Consider the following 22947-nt stretch of genomic DNA (forward strand, 5'->3'; position numbering starts at 1 on the left):
CTGCCGTCAAAGTCCTGTCGTCGCCCGGAGGCGGCCCCGTCGCCGGCCGGGCGGTACGGTCCGGCCGGCGACGGGGCGTGGTCGCGGGTTACGCCGCCGGGGCCAGTTCGCGCGGCGGGGTCGCCGGGACGAAGGTGAGGCCGTGGCGGCCGAGGCGCAGGCGGAGGTTGCCGACGCGGCGCAGGATCAGGCCGACGGCCACCGCCGCGGCCAGGGAGACCGCACCGCCCGCGGCCATGCCGAGGCGGGCTCCGTAGGTGTCGGTGATCCAGCCGACCAGCGGGGCGCCCACGGGGGTGCCGCCGGTGAAGACCATCATGTAGAGGGCCATCACCCGGCCCCGCATCTCGGGGTCGGTGGCCATCTGCACGCTGGAGTTGGCCACGACGTTGACGGTCAGCCCAAACATGCCCACCGGCACCAGCAGGGCCGCGAACAGCCAGTAGCCGGGCGCGAACGCCGTCACCAACAGGAGGACGGAGAAGAGGACCGCCGCCGTCACCAGCAGCCGCAGACGGGTGTTGCCGCGCCGGGCGGCGAGCAGGGCGCCCGCCAGGGAGCCGGCGGCGATCAGGGTGTTGAACACGCCGTAGGTGCCCGCGTCCCCGTGGAAGACGTCGTCGACGAAGGCCGACAGCCAGATCGGGAAGTTGAAGCCGAAGGTGCCGATGAAGCCGACCAGGACGATCGGCCAGACCAGTTCGGGCCGGCCCGCGACGTAGCGCAGGCCCTCGCGCAGCTGTCCCTTGGCGCGCGGCTGCGGCTCGACCCGGTACAGCTCGCGGGTGCGCATCAGCAGCAGCGCGGCGATCGGCGCCGCGAAGGACAGCCCGTTCAGCAGGAAGGCCCAGCCGGAGCCGACGGCGGTGATCAGCACGCCGGCGATCGCCGGGCCGACCAGCCGTGCGGACTGGAAGTTCGCGGAGTTCAGGCTGACGGCGTTGGCGACCTGCGCGGGGCCGACCATCTCGGAGACGAAGGTCTGCCGGGCCGGGTTGTCCACGACGGTGACCAGGCCGAGCAGGAACGCGGCGAGGTAGACGTGCCACACCTGGACGTTCCCGGCCAGGGTGAGGGCGGCGAGCGCGACGCCGGTGAGGCCCATCGCGGCCTGTGTGGCGATCAGCAGCGGCCGCTTGGGCAGCCGGTCCGCGAGGACGCCTCCGTAGAGGCCGAACAGCAGCATCGGCAGGAACTGCAGGGCGATGGTCACGCCGACGGCCGACGCCGAGCCGGTCAGGGAGAGGACCAGCCAGTCCTGCGCGATGCGCTGCATCCAGGTGCCCGTGTTCGAGACGACCTGGCCCGCGGCGAAGAGCCGGTAGTTCCGGATCTTCAGTGAGCTGAACATCGAGTGCGAGCGGGTGCCCGGTCCTCTGTTCCCGCTCGGGGTCTGGGGGGTGGGTATGTGGCCGGGTGCGGAGTTCCCTCCGGTTCCCGTACTCAAAAGCGTTCGCCTCCTGGCGTCGTTCCTAGAGGTGCGCGAGCTTCTCCAGGACGGGAGCGGCCGCGCGGAGCTTGGCCCATTCGTCCTCGGTGAGCTCGGCGGCGAGCCCGGCCAGGAAGGCGTTGCGCTTGCGGCGGCTCTCTTCGAGCATCGCCTCGGCCTCCTCCGTCTGGCTGACCACCTTCTGGCGGCGGTCGTCGGGATGCGGTTCCAGCCTGACCAGTCCCTTGGCCTCCAGCAACGCGACGATGCGGGTCATCGACGGCGGCTGGACGTGCTCCTTGCGGGCGAGCTCACCGGGCGTGGCCTGGCCACAGCGGGCGAGGGTGCCGAGCACCGACATCTCGGTCGGGCTCAGCGATTCGTCGACGCGCTGGTGCTTCAGGCGCCGGCCCAGCCGCATCACGGCGGAGCGGAGGTCGTTCACGGCGGCAGCGTCGTCGCCATGGGAGAGGTCTGGCATGTACTTAGAATAACTCATTACTCTAGCTAACGAACGCAGGGGGTGACGGACGGGGCGGCGGAAGGGCCAGGAGAACCGATCCGGCCGGATCACTCGTACGGGTGAGTCCGGCGGGGAAAGGGGCGCACGCGCTCACCCCGTGGCCCGACCCTTTCGGCATGGGGACTCATGTGCTGAGCATGCGCATAGACGGGGAGCTGCTGGAGCGGCTGAGGCACCACGCCGCCAAACGCGGAATGAGCGTCCAGGACTATGTCGTCCGGACGCTCATTCGCGATGACTTCGACGAGCGGTTCAAGGCCGCCGTCGACGAGACGGAGAAGTTCTACGGGCTTACGTGAGGCCCAGGGCCGGCATCGCGTAGTAGAAGACGAAGACCGCCGAGACGGCGTACATGGCCGCCGGCACCTCGCGGCCCCGGCCCGTCGCCAGGCGCAGCACGCAGAAGCTGATGAAGCCGATGCCGATGCCGTTGGTGATCGAGTAGGTGAACGGCATCATCACCATGGCCATGAAGGCCGGGACGGCGACGGTGAAGTCGCTCCAGTCGATGTCCCTGACCGAGCCGGCCAGGATCAGGAAGCCGACCACCACGAGCGCGGGGGTGGCCGCCTGCGAGGGAACCATGGTGGCGAGCGGGGTCAGGAAGAGGGCGACCGCGAAGAGGCCGCCGGTGACGATGTTGGCCAGGCCCGTCCGGGCGCCCTCGCCGACGCCCGCCGTGGACTCGACGAAGCAGGTGGTGGCGGAGGACGAGGTGGCGCCGCCCGCGGCGACGGCGAGGCCGTCGACGAGCAGGACCCGGTTGATGCCGGGGAAGGTGCCGTCCGGCTTCGTCAGCTTGGCCTCGTCGCCGACGCCGAGGATGGTGCCCATCGCGTCGAAGAAGCAGGACAGCAGCACGGTGAAGACGAACAGGACGCCGGTGAGCACCCCGACCTTGCCGAAGCCGCCGAAAAGGCTGACCTGGCCGACGAGCCCGAAGTCGGGGGCGGCCACCGGGTTGCCCGGCCAGGCCGGCACGGTCAGGCCCCAGGCGGTGTCCGGCAGGTCGGTGGCGAGCTGCACCGCGACCGCGACGACGGTCATGGCCACGATGGAGATCAGGATCGCGCCGGGCACCTTGCGGATCAGCAGCACGAAGGTGAGGAGCACGCCGACGATGAAGATCAGGACCGGCCAGCCGTGCAGGTGGCCGTTGCCGCCCAGCTGGAGCGGGACCGTGGTGTGCGCGAGGTCCGGGATGCGGGTGACGAAGCCGGAGTCCACCAGGCCGATCAGCATGATGAACAGGCCGATGCCGATCGCGATGCCCTTGCGCAGGCCCAGCGGGACGGCGTTCATGACCCGCTCGCGCAGACCGGTGGCGACCAGCAGCATCACGACGAAGCCGGCCAGGACCACCATGCCCATGGCGTCGGGCCAGCTCATGCGCGGGGCAAGCTGGAGGGCGACGACGGTGTTGACGCCCAGGCCGGCGGCCAGCGCGATCGGGACGTTGCCGATGACACCCATGAGAAGGGTGGTGAAGGCCGCGGTCAGGACGGTGGCGGTGACGAGCTGGCCGCCGTTGAGCTGGTGCCCGTACATGTCCTTCGCGCTGCCGAGGATGATCGGGTTCAGCACGATGATGTAGGCCATCGCGAAGAAGGTCGCCAGGCCGCCCCGGACCTCGCGGCCCACGGTCGAGCCGCGTTCCGAGATCTTGAAGAAGCGGTCCAGGCCGCTGGTGGGGGCCGCGGCGGGTGCCGAGGTGCTCATGCGGTCCTCAAACTGGTCGATTTAGTGGTTCCTACGAAGGAATCCGGCCGTAGGCAAACCGTTTCAGTATGAACACACCAGCCGCGGGCAGTCCATCTCCGCGCGTAGACTCCGAAATCGGCCACCTAGACTGGGTCCCATGGCGAAGTGGACTCCTACGCACGAGGCGCCCGAGCCCCTGGAGGGGCCGGTTGTCGCCACCATCACCGGCGGCACGATCCTCTGGTTCGCCATGTTCCTCGTCCAGCTGCCCTTCTACGGCTGGTTCGCGGACCAGGACCTGCTGTGGTGGGTGTGGACCTGCGCGGCCGGCGGCGGACTCGGACTCATCGGCGTCTGGTACGTCCGCGGCCGGGACGCCGCCCTCAAGCGCCACGCCGCGGAGCGGGCGGAGCGGGCCGCGCGGGGCGAGCAGCCGCAGTAGCCGCCGTAGCCGCGGGGCGGCCGGACGGCGGACGGCGGACAGCGCACGGGGAGACCAGGGGACGATTCCGCTCATCCTGAAGTCGGATCTTCCCGGCGCTCGGCGGGTGAAGCGCAGGAACGCCCTTTACCGTCGAAAACATGACCCAGCGGGCGAGGATCGACCAGGACGGGCCCGAGCGGCCGGCGGCCGCCATCGACGCGGGGGCCGAGCTGGACCCCGTACACCCGGTGAAGCCCCCCGCCCCCCGCTTCAAGCCGGGCGGTCTGACCACTCCCGAGGTCGCCGAGCGGGTCGCGCGCGGCGACGTCAACGACGTGCCGCTGCGCTCCTCGCGCTCCACCGCCGAGATCGTCCGCGCCAACGTCTTCACCCGCTTCAACGCCATCATCGGCGTCCTCTGGGTGATCATGCTGATCGTCGCGCCCATCCAGGACAGCCTCTTCGGCTTCGTGATCGTCGCCAACACCGGCATCGGCATCATCCAGGAGATGCGCGCCAAGAAGACCCTCGACGGACTCGCCGTCATCGGCGAGGTCAGACCGAGCGTGCGCCGCGACGGCGCCACCGCCGAGATCTCCACCTCCGAGATCGTCCTCTCCGACGTCATCGAGCTCGGCCCCGGCGACAAGGTCGTCGTCGACGGCGTCGTCGGCGAGGCCGACGGGCTGGAGATCGACGAGTCCCTCCTGACCGGCGAGGCCGACCCGGTCCTGAAGAAGCCCGGCGACCCGGTCATGTCCGGCTCCTTCGTCGTCGCCGGCGGGGGCGCCTTCACCGCCACCAAGGTCGGCCGCGAGGCCTACGCCGCCCAGCTCGCCGAAGAGGCCTCCCGCTTCACCCTCGTCCACTCCGAGCTGCGCACCGGCATCTCCACCATCCTCAAGTACGTCACCTGGATGATGATCCCGACCTCCGTCGGCCTGATCATCAGCCAGCTCGTCGTCAAGGAGGACAACCTCAAGGACGCCATCGCCCGCACGGTCGGCGGCATCGTCCCGATGATCCCCGAGGGCCTCGTCCTCCTCACCTCCGTGGCCTTCGCCGTCGGTGTCATCCGGCTCGGCCGCAAGCAGTGCCTCGTCCAGGAGCTGCCGGCCATCGAGGGCCTCGCCCGCGTCGACGTCGTCTGCCTCGACAAGACCGGCACCCTCACCGAGGGCGGCATGGACGTCACCGAGCTCCGCCCGCTCGGCGGCGCGGACCCCGCCTACGTCGAGAAGGTCCTCGGCGCCCTCGGCGAGTCCGACCCCCGCCCCAACGCCAGCCTCCAGGCGATCGTCGACGCCTACCCCGACAGCGCCGAGTGGCGCTGCACCGAGTCGCTGCCCTTCTCCTCCGCCCGCAAGTACAGCGGCGCCAGCTTCAGCGAGGGCGACGGCGAGAACAACACCTGGCTGCTCGGCGCCCCCGACGTGCTCCTGCCCAGCGGGGACCCCGCGCTGGACGAGGTCGCCGGCCTCAATGAGGAGGGGCTGCGCGTGCTGCTGCTGGCCCGCTCGGCCCGCGAGCTCGACGACCCGGCCGTGGCCAGCGGGATCCGGCCCACCGCCCTCGTCGTCCTCGAACAGCGGCTGCGGCCCGACGCCGCCGACACCCTGCGCTACTTCGACGACCAGGAGGTCAGGGCCAAGGTCGTCTCCGGCGACAACGCCGTCTCCGTCGGCGCGGTCGCCGGCAAGCTCGGCCTGCCCGGCGCCGCCGACACCGTGGACGCCCGGCACCTGCCCGCCGAACGGGACGCGATGGCCGACGTCCTCGACGGCAACACCGTCTTCGGCCGGGTCACCCCGCAGCAGAAGCGCGACATGGTCGCCGCCCTCCAGTCCCGCGGCCACACGGTCGCCATGACCGGCGACGGCGTCAACGACGTGCTCGCCCTCAAGGACGCCGACATCGGCGTCTCCATGGGCTCGGGCTCCGAGGCCACCCGCGCCGTCGCCCAGATCGTCCTCCTCGACAACAGCTTCTCCACCCTGCCGTCGGTGGTCGCCGAGGGCCGGCGGGTCATCGGCAACATCACCCGCGTGGCGACCCTCTTCCTCGTCAAGACGGTCTACTCGGTGCTGCTGGCGATCCTGGTGGTCTGCTCCCAGGTCGAGTACCCCTTCCTCCCCCGCCACCTCACCCTCCTGTCCACGCTCACCATCGGCGTCCCGGCGTTCTTCCTGGCACTGGCCCCGAACACGGAACGGGCACGGCCGCACTTCGTGCGGCGGGTCATGCGCTACGCCATCCCCGGCGGGGCCGTCGCGGCGGTGGCCACCTTCGTCTCGTACCTGATCGCGCGCGCGTACTACACCGGCCCGGACGCCCTGACGTCCGAGACCAGCGCGGCGACGCTGACGCTGTTCCTGACCTCGCTGTGGGTACTGGCGATCATCGCCCGGCCGTACACCTGGTGGCGGCTGGCGCTCGTGGCCGCGATGGGGGCGGCGTTCCTGCTCGTCCTGGTGGTGCCCTGGCTCCAGCACTTCTTCCAGCTCAAGCTGGAAGGGGTGACGATGCCGTGGATCGCGGTCGCGATCGCGGCAGCGGCGGCGGCCCTGATCGAGATCGCCTTCCGCTGGGTGGACCACCGCTTCCCGGCGTAGGAACGGCACAGGGCGCAGGCCCGCCCAGCGGCTATCGTCGGAGCGTGAGGCTATTCGCAGCCGTCCTGCCGAGCAGTGACGCCGTCGCCGAGCTACGGGACGCGGTCCAGGCGGTGCCCGCCACCGAAGACCTCCGCTGGACCGGCGAAGCCGGCTGGCACTTCACCCTCGCCTTCATGGGCGAGGTGGCGGACCCCCTCCTCCCCGAACTGCACACCCGCCTCGCCCGGGCGGCCGCCCGCACCGCACCCTTCCCCCTCCGCCTCCACGGCGCCGGCCGCTTCGGCCGCCGCGCCCTGTGGATCGGCGCCGCCGGCGGGCTCGACGCGCTGCGCCTGCTCGCGGAGCGGGCCGACGCCGCCGCCCGCCGGGCCGGCATCCCCATGGAGCAGCACCGCCGGTACGCCCCGCACCTCACCCTCGCCCGGGCCCGCCACGACCACGCCGACCTGCGGCCCTGCCTCGACGCCCTCGCCGGCTTCGAGGGCACGCCCTGGCAGGTCGATGCCCTGCGCCTGGTCCGCAGCAATCCGCCCGTCCCCGGGGTCCCCGGCGAGCAGCCGCGCTACGAGGTCGTCGGGCAATGGCCCCTGACCGGCCATTAGCACTATTCGGGCACTCGTGCAGGGTTTTCGAAAAAGGTTTCACATACGGAAGCAAAGGATCCGCTGAACCCTTGCCCCACCGACGGCAGCCCGATGTGATGCGCGAGTCCTGTCGCTGAACCGGACGCGCCGCGCTCCCCCGCGCGGGCCGGGGGACGGCCGGGGGCACGGCCGGCCGGAACCAGCAGTGCATCCGAACAACGAGGTCGAACCACACCGTGCGTCAGATATCTCCCGTCGCCGCCCTCTTCGCCGTCGCGGTCCTTCCGCTCGCGCTCACGGCCTGCTCGGCCACCCCGAAGGCCGCCCCCAAGGCCGCCCCGACGACCGCCGCGCCGAAGGCACCCTCCGCCGCCGCCCCCGCCGCCGCGCCCGCCGTCGACGGCCCCAACAAGGGCCTCCTGACGGGTACGCAGCTCAAGGCCGCGCTGGCACCCGCCTCCTTCTTCGCCGCCGGCTTCACCGCCGACCCCGCCGACGAGCGCGACACCGGCCCCGCCTACCGGGCCCCGGCCACCGCCGAGGTCCCCACCCCCGACTGCACCAAGCTCGGCGGGACCGCCTGGACCGAGATCACCGGCATCACCGGCGTCTCGTTCGCGCAGAACGCGTACGTCAACAAGAACACCTCCGAGGAGTTCGCCCAGGAGGTCGACGTCTACCAGGGCACCACCGCCACGACCGTCCTGGGCGCGCTCGGCATGCTCTCCAAGGCCTGCCCGAGCTACCCCGACGAGCCCACCCACAGCACGGTGACCGTCACCGAGAAGCCCCTCGCCGGCGTCGGCGACGGCGCCTGGGCCATCACCGAGACCAGCCCCGCCTGGCAGGGCGGCACCACCCTCGTCGCCGCCCGGGTCGGCCACTCCGTGGTGACCGTCCTCGTCAGCAGCAGCACCGACAAGGGACTGGCGGGCGCGACCAAGCTGACGAACCAGCTGGTCGGCAACCTCAAGGGCAAGGCCTGACCCACGCACGCCCCGGTGCCGCTCCCGCCCCGCGGGGGCGGCACCGCCGCGCACTCCCTCAGGCCCCCTGGTGGGTGATGGTCACGTACAGGTACTCGTCCAGCAGCTTGGCCAGCGGCAACCCCGGCCGGCCCAGCTCCGCGGCCAGCGCGGCCTCGTCCAGGCCGCCGCTCTCCGCGAGCGCGGCACGCGCCCAGGCCCGGCCCGTCGCCAGGTGCCGGGCGAAGGCCGCCTCGTCCCGAGCGCCCCACAGCCGCTGCGCGATCGCCGCGTCCCAGGGCATCACCGTGTCGGGCCGGAGCGCGAACAGCGCCTTCGCGGCGGCCGTCGGACCGAGGGTCCGGCGCCCGACGGGCAGCGCGGCCAGCTCCCCGTACGCGGCGGCGAGCCGGGCGATCTCCCGGTCGCCCAGGTCCGCCAGCCGGGTCCCGGGCAGGTCCTCGTGCCGGGACCACCAACGGGCCAGCCCCTCCCCGAACACGTCCGGCTCGCCCTCCCGCGGATAGCGGATCCGGCAGCCCCAGGCGTTGAGCCAGCGGTGCAGGGCGGTGCGGTGCCCGGCGCCCGACAGGTCGAGCCCGGGCACGGTGTCCGCGCGCAGCGCCAGCCAGCTGCGGTCGACCCCGGGGAACGCCCCGAACACCTCGGCCGCCGCCCGCAGCCGGGCCAGCCCGGGCGCGGGCGGCAGGCCGCCCTCCAGGTACGCGCGGGCCACCCCGGCCGGCACGCACATCCGCCAGGCGTCGGTGACCAGCTCCTCCAGCTCCGCCACGTCGAGGGCGGCCATCCGCGCCTCGACCCAGTGGTAGCGCATGTCGCCCGGGCCGGGCAGGAAGAACTTCTCCGGCTCGGCGGCGACGAGCGCGGCCCGCTCCTCCTTGGGGAAGGCGAAGCCGAGCTCGGTCTCGTCCCGCGAGAGGGCGAGGTAGACGATCCGGCCTGTCCGGAACTTCACCCGGTCGCGGACGAGGTGCTCCTCGGTGCGCGGCAGCGCGAGCGCCAGCCGCCGTACGTCGTCGACTGTGACCATGACGGAAGTCTCGCAGCCCCTGGCACGGGGGCCGGGGGCTGCCGCGTTAGTCTCGACGGGTGGATCCGAAGACCAGAAACCGCGTCATGGCCGGTGTGCTCGTGCTGATGTTCGTCGTCGTCGCCGTGGCGGCCGCGGTGGGCCAGTAGCCCCGGGGCCGCCCCTCCCCTACCAGGCGAAGGCCTCCGGCGACGGCCCCGGCCCGGGGAAGATCCCGTCCAGCCCGGCCAGCACCTCCTGGGACAGCTCCAGCTCCACCGCCCTCAGCGCGGACGCGAGCTGCTCCCGCGTACGCGGGCCGACGATCGGTCCGGTGACGCCGGGCCGGGTCAGCAGCCAGGCCAGGGCCGTGTCGCCGGGCTCCAGGCCGTGCTTGTCGAGCAGGTCCTCGTACGCCTGCACCTGCGCCCGCACCGTGGTGTCGGCGAGCGCGTCCGCCGTCCGCCCGGAGGAGCTGCGCCCCGTCCCCCCGCCGGCGGCCTGCTTGCGGATCGCCCCGCCGAGCAGGCCCCCGTGCAACGGCGACCACGGGATGACACCGAGCCCGTACTCCTGCGCGGCCGGGATGACCTCCATCTCGGCGCGCCGCTCGGCGAGGTTGTACAGGCACTGCTCGCTGACGAGCCCGAGCCGGCCGCTGCGCGCGGCGGCCTCGTTGGCCTGGGCGATCTTCCAGCCGGGGAAGTTGGAGGATCCGGCGTAGAGGATCTTGCCCTGCTGGATCAGGACCTCGACGGCCTGCCAGATCTCCTCGAAGGGGGTCCGGCGGTCGACGTGGTGGAACTGGTAGACGTCGATGTGGTCGGTCTGCAGCCGCTTGAGGCTGGCGTCGACGGCGCGGCGGATGTTGAGGGCGGAGAGCCGGTCGAAGTTCGGCCAGGTCTCCCCCTCGCGGGACATCGAGCCGTAGACCTTGGTGGCGAGGACCGTCTTCTCGCGGCGGCCGCCGCCCTGGGCGAACCAGGTGCCGATGATCTCCTCGGTGCGGCCCTTGTTCTCACCCCAGCCGTAGACATTGGCAGTGTCGAAGAAATTTACGCCCGCGTCGAGCGCCGCGTCCATGAGGGCGTGGCTGGTGGGTTCGTCGGTCTGGGGGCCGAAGTTCATGGTGCCGAGTACGAGTCGGCTGACCTTGAGGCCGGTGCGTCCGAGCTGCGTGTACTTCATGGGGCCCAAGCCAACTGCCTGGAGTGGGCTCGAAGCAAGACCCCCGCGGCCGCGCCGCTTTACGCGTCGGCCGGTCGGCGGTAGGGGCCGCCGATGCCCCAGGCCTGGTGGAGGACGGCCGCGAACTCGCCGGCCAGGCGGTGTTCGCCGGAGGCGTTGGGGTGCGTGCCGTCGTAGGTGTCGCGGTGGATGTCGTACGCGTGCGGGCGCGCGGCCAGCAGGATCGGGGAGGCGGCGTCGGCGAGGTCGGCGACCGTCTTCGCGAGCAGTTCGTTGAAGCGGACGACCTCCTCGGCGAAGGGGGCGTCCTCCTCGGCGCGGACGTTGGGTATGACCGGCAGGAGGACCATCCGGATCCCGGGGCGGGCCTCGCGGGCGGCCTCGACGAAGGCGCGGGCGTTGGCGGCGGTCTGGTCGGCCTTGGTGTAGAAGCCGAGGTCGATCAGGCCGAGGGAGACGAGCAGGACGTCGGCCCGGGCCTCGCGGACGGCCGGTCCGATGAGCGGTGCCATGTGCTGCCAGCCCTCGCCCCAGCCGGCCAGGTGGCGGCGGGCGGGCCCGGGGAAGGCCGGGTCGGCGTAGGCGTCGCTGGAGGGGGCGTCGCAGGCGGTGTCGTAGAGCGCGCTGCGCGGGCCGACGACCTCGAAGGAGCCGTCGCCGAGGGTGGCGCCGAGGTGCTGCCACATCCGGTAGCGCCAGGTGTAGTCGCCGGCGCGTCCGATGGTCATGGAGTCGCCGACGAACATGAAACGCATCCGGTCATCATCGCGGATCATGCGGCGGGAGCCCCTGTGATGCCGGACACGCCGGGGTCCGGACGGGCCGTGCCGCCCGGCCGGGCCGGTCCTGGCAGGCTGGGGGGATGCGCCTGCTGACCGTGCCGACGACCGCCGTTCCCGCCGCTCTCGTCCTGGGCCTGCTGCTGCCGGGTGCCGCCGCGGCCTCCGGCGCCGCCCCGGCCACCGGGAGTCCGGCCCCCACCGCGTCCGGGTTCACGATCACCGATCCGCGGATCACGGAGTCGAGCGGGCTGGCGGCCAGCCGGATCCATCCGGGCGTGTACTGGACGCACAACGACAGCGACGACGGCCCGTACGTGTACGCGGTGGACTCGGCGACGGGCAAGACGGTGGCCCGGATCACGATGGCCGGCATCGGCACCCCGCGCGACGTGGAGGCCATCTCGCTCGGCCCGGACGGGAACCTCTACGTCGGGGACATCGGCGACAACCGGGACGGCACCTGGGACCACGTGTGGATCTACCGGTTCCCGGAGCCGAAGGAGCTGGCCGACGCCACCGTGAAGGCCGAGCAGTTCACGGCCGTGTACGCGGACGGGCCGCGCAACGCCGAGGCGCTGATGGTGCATCCGGTGACGGGCCGGGTGTACATCGCGAGCAAGAACGAGCAGGGCGGCGGCCTGTACGAGGGTCCGGAGAAGCTGTCGGCGGACGGGCGCAACGTCTTCCGGCGGGTGGCGGAGGTGCCGTGGGTGACGGACGGGGCGTTCTCCCCGGACGGCACCCGGCTGACGCTGCGCGGCTACTTCACGGCGCGGACGTATCCCTGGAAGGACGGGCGGCCGCAGGGTGAGGGTGAGCGGGTGGACGCGCCCTGGCAGGGGCAGGCGGAGTCGGTGACGTACTCCCCCGACGGGCGGACGCTGCTGTTCGGGGCGGAGGGGGCGGGCAGCCGGGTGGTGGCCGTTCCCGTGGCACCCGCCGCCTCCGCGGCCCCCTCCGATCCGGCGCACCCCGCGCCGGCGGCGGGGTCGTCCGGTGCGAAGGGCGCGGACGGGGCGCAGGGCGGCAGTTTCACGAAGGGCGCCCTGGTGCTCGCGGCGGGGACGGCCCTGGTCCTGGCGGCCAAGCGGGTGCTGCGGCGGCGCCGGCCGAGGGGCTGACGCCGCCCGCCCCCGGCCGGAACCGCCGGGGAGCGCGGAGGCGTCCCAGCCCTCGAACAGCGATATGGCATGCCCATGCAGGGCACGACACGGAGGGGCGGGGGCGGCATGGAGTACCTCGACCTGGGCCCCGTCCGGGTGTCCACGTCCCCCCGCACCGCCGACCCCGAGCGCTACCAACTGGCCCTGGTCACCGGCGACCTGGTGCTCTGCGACACGTCCCACCCGTACGAGGCGGGCGCCACCCCCGCTGCGGACCGCACGGTGGTGCTCCAGCTCCCGCGCACCTCGCTCCCGTTCCGGCCGGAGCGGGTGGACCGGCTGCTGGCCCAGCCGATCCCCGCCACGCGGGGCACGGGCGCGGCCCTGGCCCAGTTCCTCGGCAGCGTCGGCGCCCACGCCGACGGCTGCGGGGAACGGGAGCTGGCCCGGCTGGGCTCGGCCGCGCTGGGCCTGGCGACCGCCTGCCTCGCCGAACGCCTCGACGTGTACGACGACCTCTCCACCGAGGCCCGCGAGGAGGTGCTGCTGCGGCAGATCGACGCCTACATCGAGCACAACCTCGCGGATCCGGAGCTGACTCCGGGCGCGGTGGCCGCCCGCCACCACATCTCCCTGCGCCGCCTGCACCTCCTCTTCGAGGGCCGGCCCGCGGGCGTCGCCGCCACCATCCGCGGCCGTCGGCTGGCGGCCGCCCGCGCCGACCTGCTCCGGCCGGACCTGAGGCGCCGGCCGGTGCACTCGATCGCCGCCCGCTGGGGCTTCAGCAGCGCCACCGTCTTCAGCCGGGCGTTCCGCCAGGCGTACGGGACGAGCCCGACGGAACTGCGCCGCAAACGCGTTGCGCGCAAGGTCAACGATCCTTGCGCGCAACGCACGTGCACCGGAGCGGCACCGGCCTAGGATCGCCTTCCGGCCACCCGGCGGTGCCCGTCGCCGGTCAGGCGCGGTCCCCGTCGATCGGGACCTGCGTCCCGCCGGGGCCTCTGCCGTTCACGGGGGTGACGGCAGGGGCCGGTCCCTCCCCCTTCTGCTGGGCGGCCATCGACGCCAGCAGCTGACGGGCCACGCCGAGCCCCGTACCGCCCATCGTCAGGGCCTTGGCGAACATCTCCGACATCCCCTCGGCCCCGTTGAGCAGCACCATGTGCTCGACGCTGCCGAAGGCGCCCGCGCCCGCCTGGACGATCGCCGGCCAGTTCTCGGCGAGCTGCTGGGCGACCACGGCCTCCTGGTTCTCGGCGAGGGCCGCGGCCCGCGCCTTGATCGCCTCGGCCTCGGCCAGGCCCCTGGCCTTCGCCGCCTCCGCCTCGGCGAGGCCGTTCGCCCGCGCCGACTCGGCCGCCGCGAGGCCCTTGGCCTGGGTGGCGGCCGCCTCGGCCTCACCGCTGACCCGGGTCGCGGTGGCCGCCGCGTGTCCGCGCGCCTCGGTGGCCTGGGCCTCGGCCGCCGCGGCCGTCCTGACCCGCGTCGCCTCGGCGGCCGCCGCCAGCTCGGTCTCCTTCGCCTTCGCCTGCGCGGCCGAGATGCGGGCGTCGCGCTCCGCCTCGGCGAGCGTCCTCGTCTGGTACGCGGCCGCGTCCGCGGGCTTGCGCACGTCGGCCTGGAGCTGCTGCTCCCTGCGGTGCGCCTCCAGCTCGGCGACCCGGGTCTCCTGGACGACGACCTCCTGGCGGGCGGCGGCCTCGGACAGCGGGCCCGCCTGCCGGGCGGTGGCCGCGGCCTTGTCCCGTTCGGCCTGGTAGCCGGCCTGGAGGATCTCGCTGTCCCGGGTGGCCTCGGCCATCCGGGCGAAGGCGGTCTGCTCCGCCTCGGTCGCGAGCCGGTTCGCCTCGGCCTGCGCGATGCGGGCGTCGCGCTGGACGGCGGCGGCGTGCGGCATCGCGAGGTTCTTGATGTACCCGGTCGGGTCCTCGATCTCGTGGATCTGGAGCGAGTCCACGATGAGCCCGAGCTTCTCCATCTCGGTCCCGCAGGCCGCCCGGGTCTGGCCGGTCAGCTTCTCCCGGTCGCGGATCATGTCCTCGACCGTCAGACCGCCGACGATGGAACGCAGATGGCCGGCGAAGACGATGTGCACCCGCTCGGGCATCATCTTCTGCTGGTCGAGGAAGCGGCGGGCGGCATTGGCGATGGACACGTAGTCATCGCCGATCTTGAAGATCACGACCCCCTTGACCCGCAGCGGGATCCCCTGGTGGGTCACGCAGTCCACGTTCAGCTGCGTCTCGTTGAGGTCCAGCGAGAGCTTGCGGACCGCCTGTACGCCGGGCAGGACGAGCGTGCCGCGGCCGGTGACGATCCGGAAGCCCATGCCCTCGCCGATGCCCTCGGTCTTGTGCGTGGAGCCCGAGATGACGAGCGCCTCGTTCGGTTCGGCCACCCGCCACATGAGCTTGAACAGGCCGATCAAGGCAATGATTGCGGCGAGAACGACTCCCGCCACGACGCCGACAGCCATCGGCAACGCCCCCTTAGAACGGTGCCGTTCGGCACCGACGGGGTGAGTCTGCGCCCGTGAGGCGGTGGTGGAGAAGTGGCGGGATCGTTCTTGTCGCCATCTTGATACGCGGTCGGGTGTCAGCCCTCGTAGACGGGCATCACGTACACGGTGCGCGGGGGTTGGTACTCGACGACGGCGACCACGGTCCCGACGGCGATCCGGGTGCTCTCGCCGGGGGCGGGGTACGCGAGGAAGTGCTCGGCGCCGCCGCGGACACGGACGATGACCTCGCCCACCAGCCCCGGCCCCACCGTCCCGGTCACCCGCCCGGTCATCCCCACCATGTCCATGCCGCCGAGCGTACGGCGCCGCCGCCCTGCGGGGCAGGCCCCGGCCGGCGGCGGCACCCCGGCACCGGCGGACGGCGGGCCCGGCGGACGGCGGCGGCTACGCGTGCCCGAGGTCCTCGGACGGGACGTCCGCCGCCGGAACCGAGCCCGTGTCGGCGGCCGGCCGCAGCGGGAACTCGTCCAGGGCCATGGAGTCCAGCACCGGCTCCGCCGGCCTCGGCGGCTTCGGCATCACCGCGGCCTCCGAATGGCCGCCGCACCCGTACGAGAGCGACACCAGCCGCCCGTCGGCCGGGCCGAACTCGTTCGCGCACACCCCGAAGGCCTGTCCCAGCGAGCCGCCGATGGCCACCAGGAAGCCGCAGGACACGCACGAGGCCGGCGCGGCCTGCGCCATCGGGGTCTTCGCCCCGAAGGACTCGTCCCAGCGATCGGCGGCCGTGTGCAGCCCGTACCGGGACAGCACCCGCGCACGCCGCATGCCCAGCTCTTCCGCCACGGCCGTGATCGAGCCGCGCGCCGGGACGACCACCCGGTCGGTGACGTCGGCGTCCTCCGCCTCCACCAGCGCGGCCATCTCCGCCGAGACCACCGAGTTCGGCGGGGCCGCGTCCTCGCCGCTGTACCCGGGCTCCAGCCTCAGGTCGTCCGCGTCCGTCGGGAGCAGGTCGCCCGGGCCCATGTCGCCCGGCCGCAGCCGCTCGCTCCACGGCACCCACTCCGGCGCGAGCAGCGCGTCGTCACCCGGCAGCAGCACCGTTTCGTCCAGGGTGACGTTCTTGGCGCGCGACGCGCGGGTGACGGTGACGGCCCAGCGCCAGCCGCGGTATCCGGCTTCCTCGCACTCGAAGAAGTGAGTGACGACCCGGTCACCCTCCGCCACGGCCGAGACGTGCTCGCCCACCACACCGGGGTAGGCGGCCTCCTCGGCCGCCTCGCGGGCGAACTCCACGGCCTCGACGCACAGGCGGTCGGGGGCGGGGGTACGCGGGGTACGGCTTCGCGTCGTCGCAGCACTCACAGGTCTCGTTCTCTCCTACGCCGTCTCACGAGTGCGCCGTCCGTACTGTCGTCCACAACGACCCGTCGGTCTCGTCCGTACGTAGCGCGGGCGGAGCGGACCAGAGGGCCGCGTCGACGTCCGCGCCCCGATCGGCCTCGGGCGCACCCCATGTGATCCATTCTGCGGGATCGCGAAGAGGCGCGCGGCCAAGAGCAACCGCCGGTGGCGCGCTACGCACGCTACCTCCTCTGAAGCCTTCGGCCCACATGCGAGGTCCGATTCGCGGACATCGGAGGCACCCGGACCACCCCCCGGCGGCGGCCCGACGCGCCGGGACGGCTCCCGGCGGGCCGTCTGGGGCACTATGGCACGGTGGCTCCCGCACGGTCGTCCGCAGACGGCTCGGGACCGGCCAGGCGGGCCGGCCGGGCGGTCGGGCGCGCCCTGCACCTCCCGTTCACCGGTACGGCGCGCGGGATCCGGCGCGTCACGCATGCCCACGGGGCGGGCGAATCGGGGCTCGGGCGGCTGATCGAACTGCACGCCATCAACGGCGCCGGCGACGTCATGATCACCGTCGCGCTCGCCTCGACGGTGTTCTTCTCCGTTCCCACGGACGAGGCACGCGGAAGGGTGGCCCTGTACCTCGCCATCACCATGGCCCCCTTCACTCTCCTGGCCCCCGTGATCGGCCCCCTGCTGGACCGGCTGCCGCACGGACGGCGGGCGGCGATGGCGTGCGCGATGCTGGCGCGGGCGCTGCTGGCGGTGCTGATGTCGGGCATGGTCGCGACGGGCGGGCTGGCGCTCTACCCGGCGGCGCTGGGCGTCCTGGTCGCCTCCAAGGCGTACGGCGTCGTCCGCAGCGCCGTGGTCCCGCGCCTGCTGCCGCCGGCGTTCTCGCTCGTCAAGGCGAACTCCCGGGTCACGCTGGCGGGCCTCCTCGCGACGGGCGCGGCGGCGCCGGTGGCGGCCGGCCTGCACTCGATCGGGCCGCCGTGGCCGCTGTACGGGGCCTGCGCGATCTTCGTGTGCGGGACCTTCGCGGCGTTCCAGCTGCCGCACAAGGTGGACGAGGCCAGGGGCGAGCGCCGGGCCCGCCTGTCCACACACGAGGCGCACTCGAAGCGGCCCGGGCTGCGGACGGTCAGCCGTCCGGTGCTGTGCGGGCTGCTGGCGAACGCGTCGATGCGGGCCCTGTCCGGGTTCCTGATCTTCTTCCTGGCGTTCCTGCTGCGCGAGCACCCGCTGGGCGGCCGGAGCGCGGCGGTGTCCCTCGGCATCGTGGGCGTCGCGGCGGGCGTGGGCAACGCGTGCGGCACGGCGGTGGGGGCGTGGCTGCGGACGCGGGCCCCGGAGGCCATCATTGCCGCGGTGCTGTCCGCCACCCTGGCGGTGGCGATCCTGGCCGCGGTCTTCTTCAGCGGCCCGCTCGTGGCCGTCCTGGCCTGCACGGCCGGCTTCTGCCAGGCCCTGGCGAAGCTGTCGCTGGACGCGATGATCCAGCGCGACGTCCCGGAGGCCGTCCGCACCTCGGCCTTCGCCCGTTCGGAGACCCTCCTCCAGATGGCGTGGGTCCTGGGCGGCGGCATAGGCATCGCCCTGCCGCTGAACGGCGTCCTGGGCATGGCGGTGGCTGCCGGGCTGGTGGCCCTGGGCACCGTGATGGCCCTCCGGGGCCTCCTCACCGCCCCCCACCGCCACCGCAGCGCCCCCCACCCCCGCGTGGCCTGAGACCCCCGCCGGCGCAGGGGCGCGCCGCCGTGGGACCCCCGTGCGGCGGCGCAGCCCGGCGGCCCGATAGCCTTCGGCTCATGACCGCACCGCTTTTCCCGGGTAGGGCCCGCCGCAGCGTCGCGGCCCTCGGAGCCGTGTCCGCCGGCCTCCTCCTCCTGTCCGCCTGCGACAAGCCGACGCCGCTCGCGACCGTGACCGTCGGCAGCTCGTCGGTGTCCGCCGAGTCCGAGTGCCGCGCCGACAACGGCGAGAACGGCAAGGAGCTCTCCATGGACAAGGTCCAGGAGTGCCTCACCGCCCGCAAGGACGCCAAGACCATCGAGTACGGCCGCGGTGACACGCTGCGCCTCGGCGTCGAGCCGGCGGTCGTCGAGGACGGCAAGAAGTGGCAGGCGGTCCTCGACGGCCAGCCGATCACCGAGCCGTCCTCGAACACCTACCGCAGCTTCGCCGGCGCCGACGTCTTCGCGACCGGCGGCCAGGGCGAGGCGCCCCAGTCGAAGATGCTGAGCTTCGTCCAGGTCGGCGAGGACGGCAAGCCCCTCGCCGTCTGGTCCTTCAAGCTCAAGCTGAAGAACAGCTAGTCGGCGGCGCGGCGTGCGCGTGCTGATCGTGACCGCCGTGGCCGCGGAGGCAGACTCCGCGGCCGCCGGTCTCACCCCTCATCAGGATCCGGTCACGCCCGAGCCGCGCACCCTGCCCGGCAACTACTCCGTCACCCGCCGGGACCTGCCCGGCCTCGCCGCCGACGTGCTCGTCGGCGGTGTCGGCCCGGCCTCCGCCGCGGCCGCGACGGCCACCGCGCTCGCGCTGGCCGAGTACTCCCTCGTCATCTCCGCCGGCATCGGCGGCGGGTTCGCCCCCGCCGCCCCGCTCGGCTCGCTCGTGGTCGCCGACGCGCTCGTCGCCGCCGACCTGGGCGCGGAGACCCCCGAGGGCTTCGTCCCCGTGCAGGAGCTCGGCTTCGGCCGCAGCGTGCACCTTCCGCCCGCCGACCTGGCCGCCCGGGCCGCGGAGGCCACCGGGGCGCTCCTCGCGCCCGTCCTGACCGTCTCCACCGTCACCGGCAGCGCCGCCCGCGCCGCCGAGCTCGCCGCCCGGCACCCGCTCGCCGGGGCCGAGGCGATGGAGGGCTTCGGGGTCGCGGAGGCGGCCGCCGCGCACGGGCTGCCGGTGCTGGAGATCCGCGCCGTGTCCAACGCCGTCGGCCCGCGCGACCGGGCCGCCTGGCGGATCGGGGACGCCCTGGCCGCCCTCGCGGACGGGTTCCGCGCGCTGGGCCCCGTACTCGTCACCTGGGGAGAACGCCATGACCGCGACCGCTGACCGCACCCCGCCGATCACGCTGGACATCGCCTACTCGCCCTGCCCGAACGACACCTTCGTCTTCGACGCGTGGGCGCACGGCCGCGTCCCGGGCGCGCCCGCCCTCGACGTGACCTTCGCCGACATCGACGTCACCAACGGCATGGCCGAGCGCGGCGAGCTGGACGTGCTGAAGGTGTCGTACGCCGTGCTGCCGTGGGTGCTGGAGGAGTACGCGCTGCTGCCCTGCGGCGGGGCGCTGGGGCGCGGCTGCGGCCCGCTCGTGCTCACCCGCGAGCCTGGGCTGGACCTGACCGGCAGGACGGTCGCGGTGCCGAGCGAACGTTCCACCGCCTACCTGCTGTTCCGGCTGTGGGCGGCGGACGTGCTCCCCGGCGGGGTCGGCGAGGTGGTCGTCCTCCCGTTCCACGAGATCATGCCGGCGGTGCGCGACGGGCGCGTGGACGCCGGACTGGTCATCCACGAGGCCCGGTTCACCTATCAGGAGTACGGGCTGCACTGCCTGGCCGACATGGGCGAGCACTGGGAGTCCACCACCGGCCTGCCGATCCCGCTCGGCGCGATCATCGCCAAGCGCTCGCTGGGCGCGGACACGCTGCGGGCGCTCGCCGAGGCGGCCCGCACGTCGGTGCGGATGGCCTGGGACGACCCCGGGGCCTCCCGGCCCTACGTCCGGGCGCACGCGCAGGAGCTGGACCCGAAGGTCGCCGACCAGCACATCGGGCTGTACGTCAACGAGTTCACCGCCGACCTGGGCGACGCCGGCTACGCGGCCGTCCGCGGGCTGCTGACCCGGGCCGCCGCCGAGGGCCTGGTTCCGGCCATCGGGCCGGACGCGCTGGCCTTCCCGTAGCCGCACCCCGCACGCGCCGGTGCCCCGCCGCTCGGAGGAGCGGCGGGGCACCGGCGTACGCGCGTGGGAACGCTCAGACGTCGAGCTGGTCGGCCACCGCGCGCAGCAGGCCGGCGATCTTCGCGCCGTGCGCCTTGTCGGGGTAGCGGCCGCGTTCGAGCATCGGGGTGATGTTCTCCAGCAGGGTCGTCAGGTCCTGCACGATCGAGGCGAGCTCGTCGGGCTTGCGCCGCTGGGCGGCGGCCACCGACGGCGTCGGCTCCAGCACGACTACCGAAAGCGCCTGGTCACCGCGCTGCCCCGCGACGACGCCGAACTCGACGCGCTGCCCGGGCTTGAGCGCGTCGACCCCATCGGGGAGCACCGACGAGTGCACGAAGACGTCGCCGCCGTCGTCACGGGAGAGAAAGCCGAAGCCCTTCTCGCTGTTGAACCACTTGACCTTGCCGGTAGGCACGTCCGTCCTCTGTCCTTGTGCTCGTCGGGTCCGGTTTGCCGAGGTGAACGGCTCCGGATAGCAGTACAGCGGGTCCAGCGACCCGCCTCCTCCAGGCTAATGGTCCTGATACGGGTGACAAGACGTTCCCCGGTCCTTCCCGCTTCACCGCTTCGGCCAGGGAACTACCCTGGTGGGGTGACTGTTACTCCTCACCCCGACGAACCCCGGCCCGGCGACGGACTGGTCAAGGCCGGCGGCATCGTGTTCATCGTCGGCGCCGTGGCGACGCTCGTGACGATGGCGCCGCTGTTCCTGGGCACCGACCCGTTCCCGTCGTACGCGTGGGCGGTGTGCATGCTGATGGGCGTGGGCTTCGCGATCTCGGCGGCGGGCGTGTTCCGCTCGGCCGCGGCACAGCGCAGGGCGGCCCGGGAGTCCCAGGCCGCCTGACGCGCGCAGCGGTTCGTTCCGGCGGTTCGTTCCGGCGGTTCCTTCTCAGGCCGCGCGGGCGCGGACGAAGGCCTCCAGCCACTCCGGCAGAGCGGTGAGGTCGTCCAGCACCACGTCGGCGCCGGCCTCGCGCAGTTCGGACGCCGCGCACGGGCCGGTCGTCACCGCCACCGACAGGGCGCCGGCCGTCCGGGCACCGCGCACGTCGCCGATGTGGTCGCCGACGTACACCTGCGCCCCGTACTCGCGCAGCGCCTTGGCCTTGCCCTCGGCCCAGAGCCAGCCGATGACGGCGTCGGCCCCTATCCCGAGGTGGTCGAGGTGCCGGCGGGCGTCGGGCTCGTTCTTCGCCGTGACCACGATCGCCCGGCCGCCGAGCGCCTGGACGGCCCTGACCGCCTCGCGGGCGCCGGGCAGGGCCGGCGTCGGCTCGATGGCACAGCTCGGGTACATCTCCCGGTAGAGGTCCCGCATCTCGGGGATCCGCTCCTCCGGGAACCAGTAGGCGAGCTCCTCCTCGAGCGGGGGTCCGAGGCGGGTGACGGCCAGGTCGGCGTCGATGTGCGCCCCGGTCTTCGCCGAGAGCGCCTGCCAGGCGGCCCTGATGCCGGGGCGGGAGTCGATGAGCGTCATGTCGAGGTCGAATCCGACGGTGAGCTGTGGGGGGGTGGAGGTCATAGCGCCATTGTGCCGAGACTCCAGCGGCCCGCGGGAAGCTAAGCGGAGGTTGGCTTATCGGATAGCGGTATTTGGCGAGATGTCAGCTCTTGCACCTTTTGGGGGCACTTCCATGCCTTTTTCGCCCCGGGCATCCCGCCCCGGCTACCTCCGACGGCTGCGCCAGGCCAGGTAGGCCGCCAGGACGGCGCCCGCCGCGCGGGCCAGAGTGGGCCACATCGACTGGAAGGCCGGCCCGAGCTGCGCGTTGGGCAGGGGCTCGCCCCACCGTCCCGTGGTCCGGCCCCACAGCCACAGCACCGCCACCGTGAACACCCCCGCGGGCACGCCCAGGACCACCCACTTGCGCTCCAGCGGCCCCAGCACCCGGGAGGCGTACGCCACCAGCGCGCCCGCGCCGAGCAGCAGCCAGTACCCCGTGACCGCCCCGACGGCCAGCAGCACCGCCGCCAGCAGGAGGAAGCCGTGCGGACGGGGGCGCGGCGCCTTGGCGGCCCCCGCCTCCCCGGGGGCCTGCGCCGACGCCTCCTCCCGCCGCTCGCGGCGCTGCCGCAGGTAGCGCCGCAGCCCGCCGCCGGCCGGCGGCGGCGCGGGCGGCGCGGCGGGCGCGGCCTCCTCCTCCGGCGGCCCGAACAGCTCGGGGATCTCGATGCCGCCCGCGAACCCCTCGACCTGCGGCCCCCGCCCGGCGGCCGGCAGCCGCCACCAGTCGGGCTCGCCGCCGTCCGACGACGACGCGCCGAGCTCGTCCAGCCCGGCCAGATGCGGCGGCACGTTCCGCGGCTCCGGGGCCGCGGCCTGCTTCGCGCCCGCGCGGCGCCCGTTCCCGCGCTGCTCCGGCACCGAGACCGGCGGCACGGCGCCCGCGGCCGTCGGCCGGCCCACCGCGTCCAGGACCTCCTCCGGCGTGCCGAGCCGCTCCAGGACGGCCCGTACCGCCTCCGGCGTCTCCGGCTCGAACCGCGCGCGCCGCCGGTCGATCTCGTCGCGCAGCCCCGACACGAGCCGCATCCGGTCCGCCGACGACAACTGCCGCTGCTGCGCCAAGTCCCCGACCCGGCTCAGGTATTCGTAGACCAGATGGTCGCTCTCGATCCCCACGCCCCAGAAGGTAGCGCGTGCGGGCGTGGAGCGGCCGTCGGCGCAACGGATACCGTTGCCCGGATGGGGACCGGCCGACGACCGGCCGACGTGACCAGGAGGCGACCACCGTGCCCGAGGGAAGTCCGAAGGGAAGCACTCCGGGAAGCGCAGCAGGACGTACGCCCGCGAGCACCGGGAGCGGCTCCGCAAGCAGCGCCGCGGG

General features: G+C 73.5%; 24 protein-coding genes. 12 read left to right on the forward strand and 12 right to left on the reverse strand.

Annotation, left to right across the window (positions count from 1 at the left end; all coding sequences use genetic code 11):
• Nucleotides 1-88: 88 nt before the first annotated feature.
• Nucleotides 89-1447, reverse strand: coding sequence for an MFS transporter (locus ACFY15_RS24290; protein WP_390687875.1), 1359 nt, complete (start codon nt 1445-1447; stop codon nt 89-91).
• A 25-nt stretch (nt 1448-1472) separates the two neighbouring features.
• Entirely contained in the window at nt 1473-1910 is a 438-nt protein-coding gene (locus tag ACFY15_RS24295) for a MarR family winged helix-turn-helix transcriptional regulator (protein ID WP_042820695.1), read from the reverse strand.
• Between the two features lie 158 nt (nt 1911-2068).
• Between ACFY15_RS24295 and ACFY15_RS24300 the strand changes: the two genes are divergently transcribed.
• The gene (locus tag ACFY15_RS24300; RefSeq protein WP_007265601.1) at nt 2069-2251 is read left to right on the forward strand and encodes a hypothetical protein; all 183 of its coding nucleotides are present in this window, start codon (nt 2069-2071) and stop codon (nt 2249-2251) included.
• Here the strand turns inward: ACFY15_RS24300 and ACFY15_RS24305 are convergent.
• Nucleotides 2244-3671: an NCS2 family permease gene (locus tag ACFY15_RS24305; RefSeq protein WP_390687877.1), complete on the reverse strand. Its 1428-nt coding sequence runs from the start codon at nt 3669-3671 to the stop codon at nt 2244-2246. The genes ACFY15_RS24300 and ACFY15_RS24305 overlap by 8 nt on opposite strands.
• 139 nt (nt 3672-3810) lie before the next feature.
• Here ACFY15_RS24305 and ACFY15_RS24310 point away from each other — a divergent pair, with 139 nt between their 5' ends.
• The 4 genes from ACFY15_RS24310 to ACFY15_RS24325 all read left to right on the forward strand — a co-directional run bounded on the left by ACFY15_RS24310 (nt 3811) and on the right by ACFY15_RS24325 (nt 8262).
• Nucleotides 3811-4095 (forward strand): DUF2530 domain-containing protein, encoded by a 285-nt coding sequence (locus ACFY15_RS24310; protein ID WP_390687878.1) that lies wholly within the window; start codon nt 3811-3813, stop codon nt 4093-4095.
• A gap of 140 nt (nt 4096-4235) precedes the next feature.
• Complete coding sequence (locus ACFY15_RS24315; RefSeq protein WP_390826060.1) at nt 4236-6689, forward strand: HAD-IC family P-type ATPase; 2454 nt, start codon at nt 4236-4238, stop codon at nt 6687-6689.
• A 44-nt stretch (nt 6690-6733) separates the two neighbouring features.
• Nucleotides 6734-7294, forward strand: coding sequence for an RNA 2',3'-cyclic phosphodiesterase (thpR, locus tag ACFY15_RS24320; protein ID WP_390826061.1), 561 nt, complete (start codon nt 6734-6736; stop codon nt 7292-7294).
• Between the two features lie 218 nt (nt 7295-7512).
• A complete protein-coding gene (locus ACFY15_RS24325) occupies nt 7513-8262 on the forward strand; it encodes a hypothetical protein (RefSeq protein ID WP_390687881.1) in 750 nt (249 codons plus the stop codon).
• Nucleotides 8263-8320: 58 nt separating this feature from the next.
• On the opposite strand, the gene ACFY15_RS24330 is transcribed toward ACFY15_RS24325, so the two are convergent.
• From ACFY15_RS24330 to ACFY15_RS24340, 3 genes are all read right to left on the reverse strand, one after another.
• Nucleotides 8321-9292 (reverse strand): MmcQ/YjbR family DNA-binding protein, encoded by a 972-nt coding sequence (locus ACFY15_RS24330; protein WP_390687882.1) that lies wholly within the window; start codon nt 9290-9292, stop codon nt 8321-8323.
• A 168-nt stretch (nt 9293-9460) separates the two neighbouring features.
• A complete protein-coding gene (locus ACFY15_RS24335) occupies nt 9461-10459 on the reverse strand; it encodes an aldo/keto reductase (protein WP_390687883.1) in 999 nt (332 codons plus the stop codon).
• A 59-nt stretch (nt 10460-10518) separates the two neighbouring features.
• On the reverse strand, nt 10519-11214 hold the full coding sequence (locus tag ACFY15_RS24340) for a GDSL-type esterase/lipase family protein (protein WP_390687992.1): 696 nt from the start codon (nt 11212-11214) through the stop codon (nt 10519-10521).
• 107 nt (nt 11215-11321) lie between these two features.
• On the opposite strand from ACFY15_RS24340, the gene ACFY15_RS24345 reads away from it, so the two are divergent.
• Together ACFY15_RS24345 and ACFY15_RS24350 are read left to right on the forward strand one after the other, a co-directional pair.
• A complete protein-coding gene (locus tag ACFY15_RS24345) occupies nt 11322-12362 on the forward strand; it encodes a WD40 repeat domain-containing protein (protein ID WP_390687884.1) in 1041 nt (346 codons plus the stop codon).
• 108 nt (nt 12363-12470) lie between these two features.
• A complete protein-coding gene (locus ACFY15_RS24350) occupies nt 12471-13265 on the forward strand; it encodes a helix-turn-helix domain-containing protein (RefSeq protein ID WP_390687885.1) in 795 nt (264 codons plus the stop codon).
• 37 nt (nt 13266-13302) lie between these two features.
• Here ACFY15_RS24350 and ACFY15_RS24355 read toward each other — a convergent pair whose 3' ends face one another.
• The 3 genes from ACFY15_RS24355 to ACFY15_RS24365 form a co-directional block, all read right to left on the reverse strand.
• Nucleotides 13303-14823, reverse strand: coding sequence for an SPFH domain-containing protein (locus ACFY15_RS24355; protein ID WP_390687886.1), 1521 nt, complete (start codon nt 14821-14823; stop codon nt 13303-13305).
• A 119-nt stretch (nt 14824-14942) separates the two neighbouring features.
• On the reverse strand, nt 14943-15149 hold the full coding sequence (locus ACFY15_RS24360) for a hypothetical protein (RefSeq protein WP_390687993.1): 207 nt from the start codon (nt 15147-15149) through the stop codon (nt 14943-14945).
• A 103-nt stretch (nt 15150-15252) separates the two neighbouring features.
• Nucleotides 15253-16176 carry a DUF3027 domain-containing protein gene (locus ACFY15_RS24365; RefSeq protein WP_390687887.1) on the reverse strand — a complete coding sequence of 308 codons (924 nt, stop codon included), beginning with the start codon at nt 16174-16176 and terminating at the stop codon, nt 15253-15255.
• A gap of 336 nt (nt 16177-16512) precedes the next feature.
• Here ACFY15_RS24365 and ACFY15_RS24370 point away from each other — a divergent pair, with 336 nt between their 5' ends.
• The 4 genes from ACFY15_RS24370 to ACFY15_RS24385 all read left to right on the forward strand — a co-directional run bounded on the left by ACFY15_RS24370 (nt 16513) and on the right by ACFY15_RS24385 (nt 20074).
• The gene (locus ACFY15_RS24370) at nt 16513-17892 is read left to right on the forward strand and encodes an MFS transporter (RefSeq protein WP_390687994.1); all 1380 of its coding nucleotides are present in this window, start codon (nt 16513-16515) and stop codon (nt 17890-17892) included.
• 80 nt (nt 17893-17972) lie between these two features.
• Entirely contained in the window at nt 17973-18479 is a 507-nt protein-coding gene (locus ACFY15_RS24375) for a DUF2771 domain-containing protein (protein ID WP_390687888.1), read from the forward strand.
• A 13-nt stretch (nt 18480-18492) separates the two neighbouring features.
• A complete protein-coding gene (locus tag ACFY15_RS24380; RefSeq protein WP_390687889.1) occupies nt 18493-19221 on the forward strand; it encodes a futalosine hydrolase in 729 nt (242 codons plus the stop codon).
• A complete protein-coding gene (locus ACFY15_RS24385) occupies nt 19205-20074 on the forward strand; it encodes a 1,4-dihydroxy-6-naphthoate synthase (RefSeq protein ID WP_390687890.1) in 870 nt (289 codons plus the stop codon). The genes ACFY15_RS24380 and ACFY15_RS24385 overlap by 17 nt, the downstream gene beginning before the upstream one ends.
• 73 nt (nt 20075-20147) lie before the next feature.
• Here ACFY15_RS24385 and ACFY15_RS24390 read toward each other — a convergent pair whose 3' ends face one another.
• Nucleotides 20148-20531 (reverse strand): cold-shock protein, encoded by a 384-nt coding sequence (locus ACFY15_RS24390; protein WP_042811480.1) that lies wholly within the window; start codon nt 20529-20531, stop codon nt 20148-20150.
• A 177-nt stretch (nt 20532-20708) separates the two neighbouring features.
• Between ACFY15_RS24390 and ACFY15_RS24395 the strand changes: the two genes are divergently transcribed.
• Entirely contained in the window at nt 20709-20963 is a 255-nt protein-coding gene (locus ACFY15_RS24395) for a hypothetical protein (protein WP_390687891.1), read from the forward strand.
• A 45-nt stretch (nt 20964-21008) separates the two neighbouring features.
• On the opposite strand, the gene ACFY15_RS24400 is transcribed toward ACFY15_RS24395, so the two are convergent.
• Nucleotides 21009-21641, reverse strand: coding sequence for an HAD family hydrolase (locus ACFY15_RS24400; RefSeq protein WP_390687892.1), 633 nt, complete (start codon nt 21639-21641; stop codon nt 21009-21011).
• 144 nt (nt 21642-21785) lie between these two features.
• Nucleotides 21786-22742, reverse strand: coding sequence for a hypothetical protein (locus ACFY15_RS24405; protein ID WP_390687893.1), 957 nt, complete (start codon nt 22740-22742; stop codon nt 21786-21788).
• Between the last annotated feature and the right edge of the window lie 205 nt (nt 22743-22947).

Source organism: Streptomyces sp. NPDC001373 (genome assembly GCF_042895815.1).
In the GTDB taxonomy this organism is placed as follows: domain Bacteria; phylum Actinomycetota; class Actinomycetes; order Streptomycetales; family Streptomycetaceae; genus Streptomyces.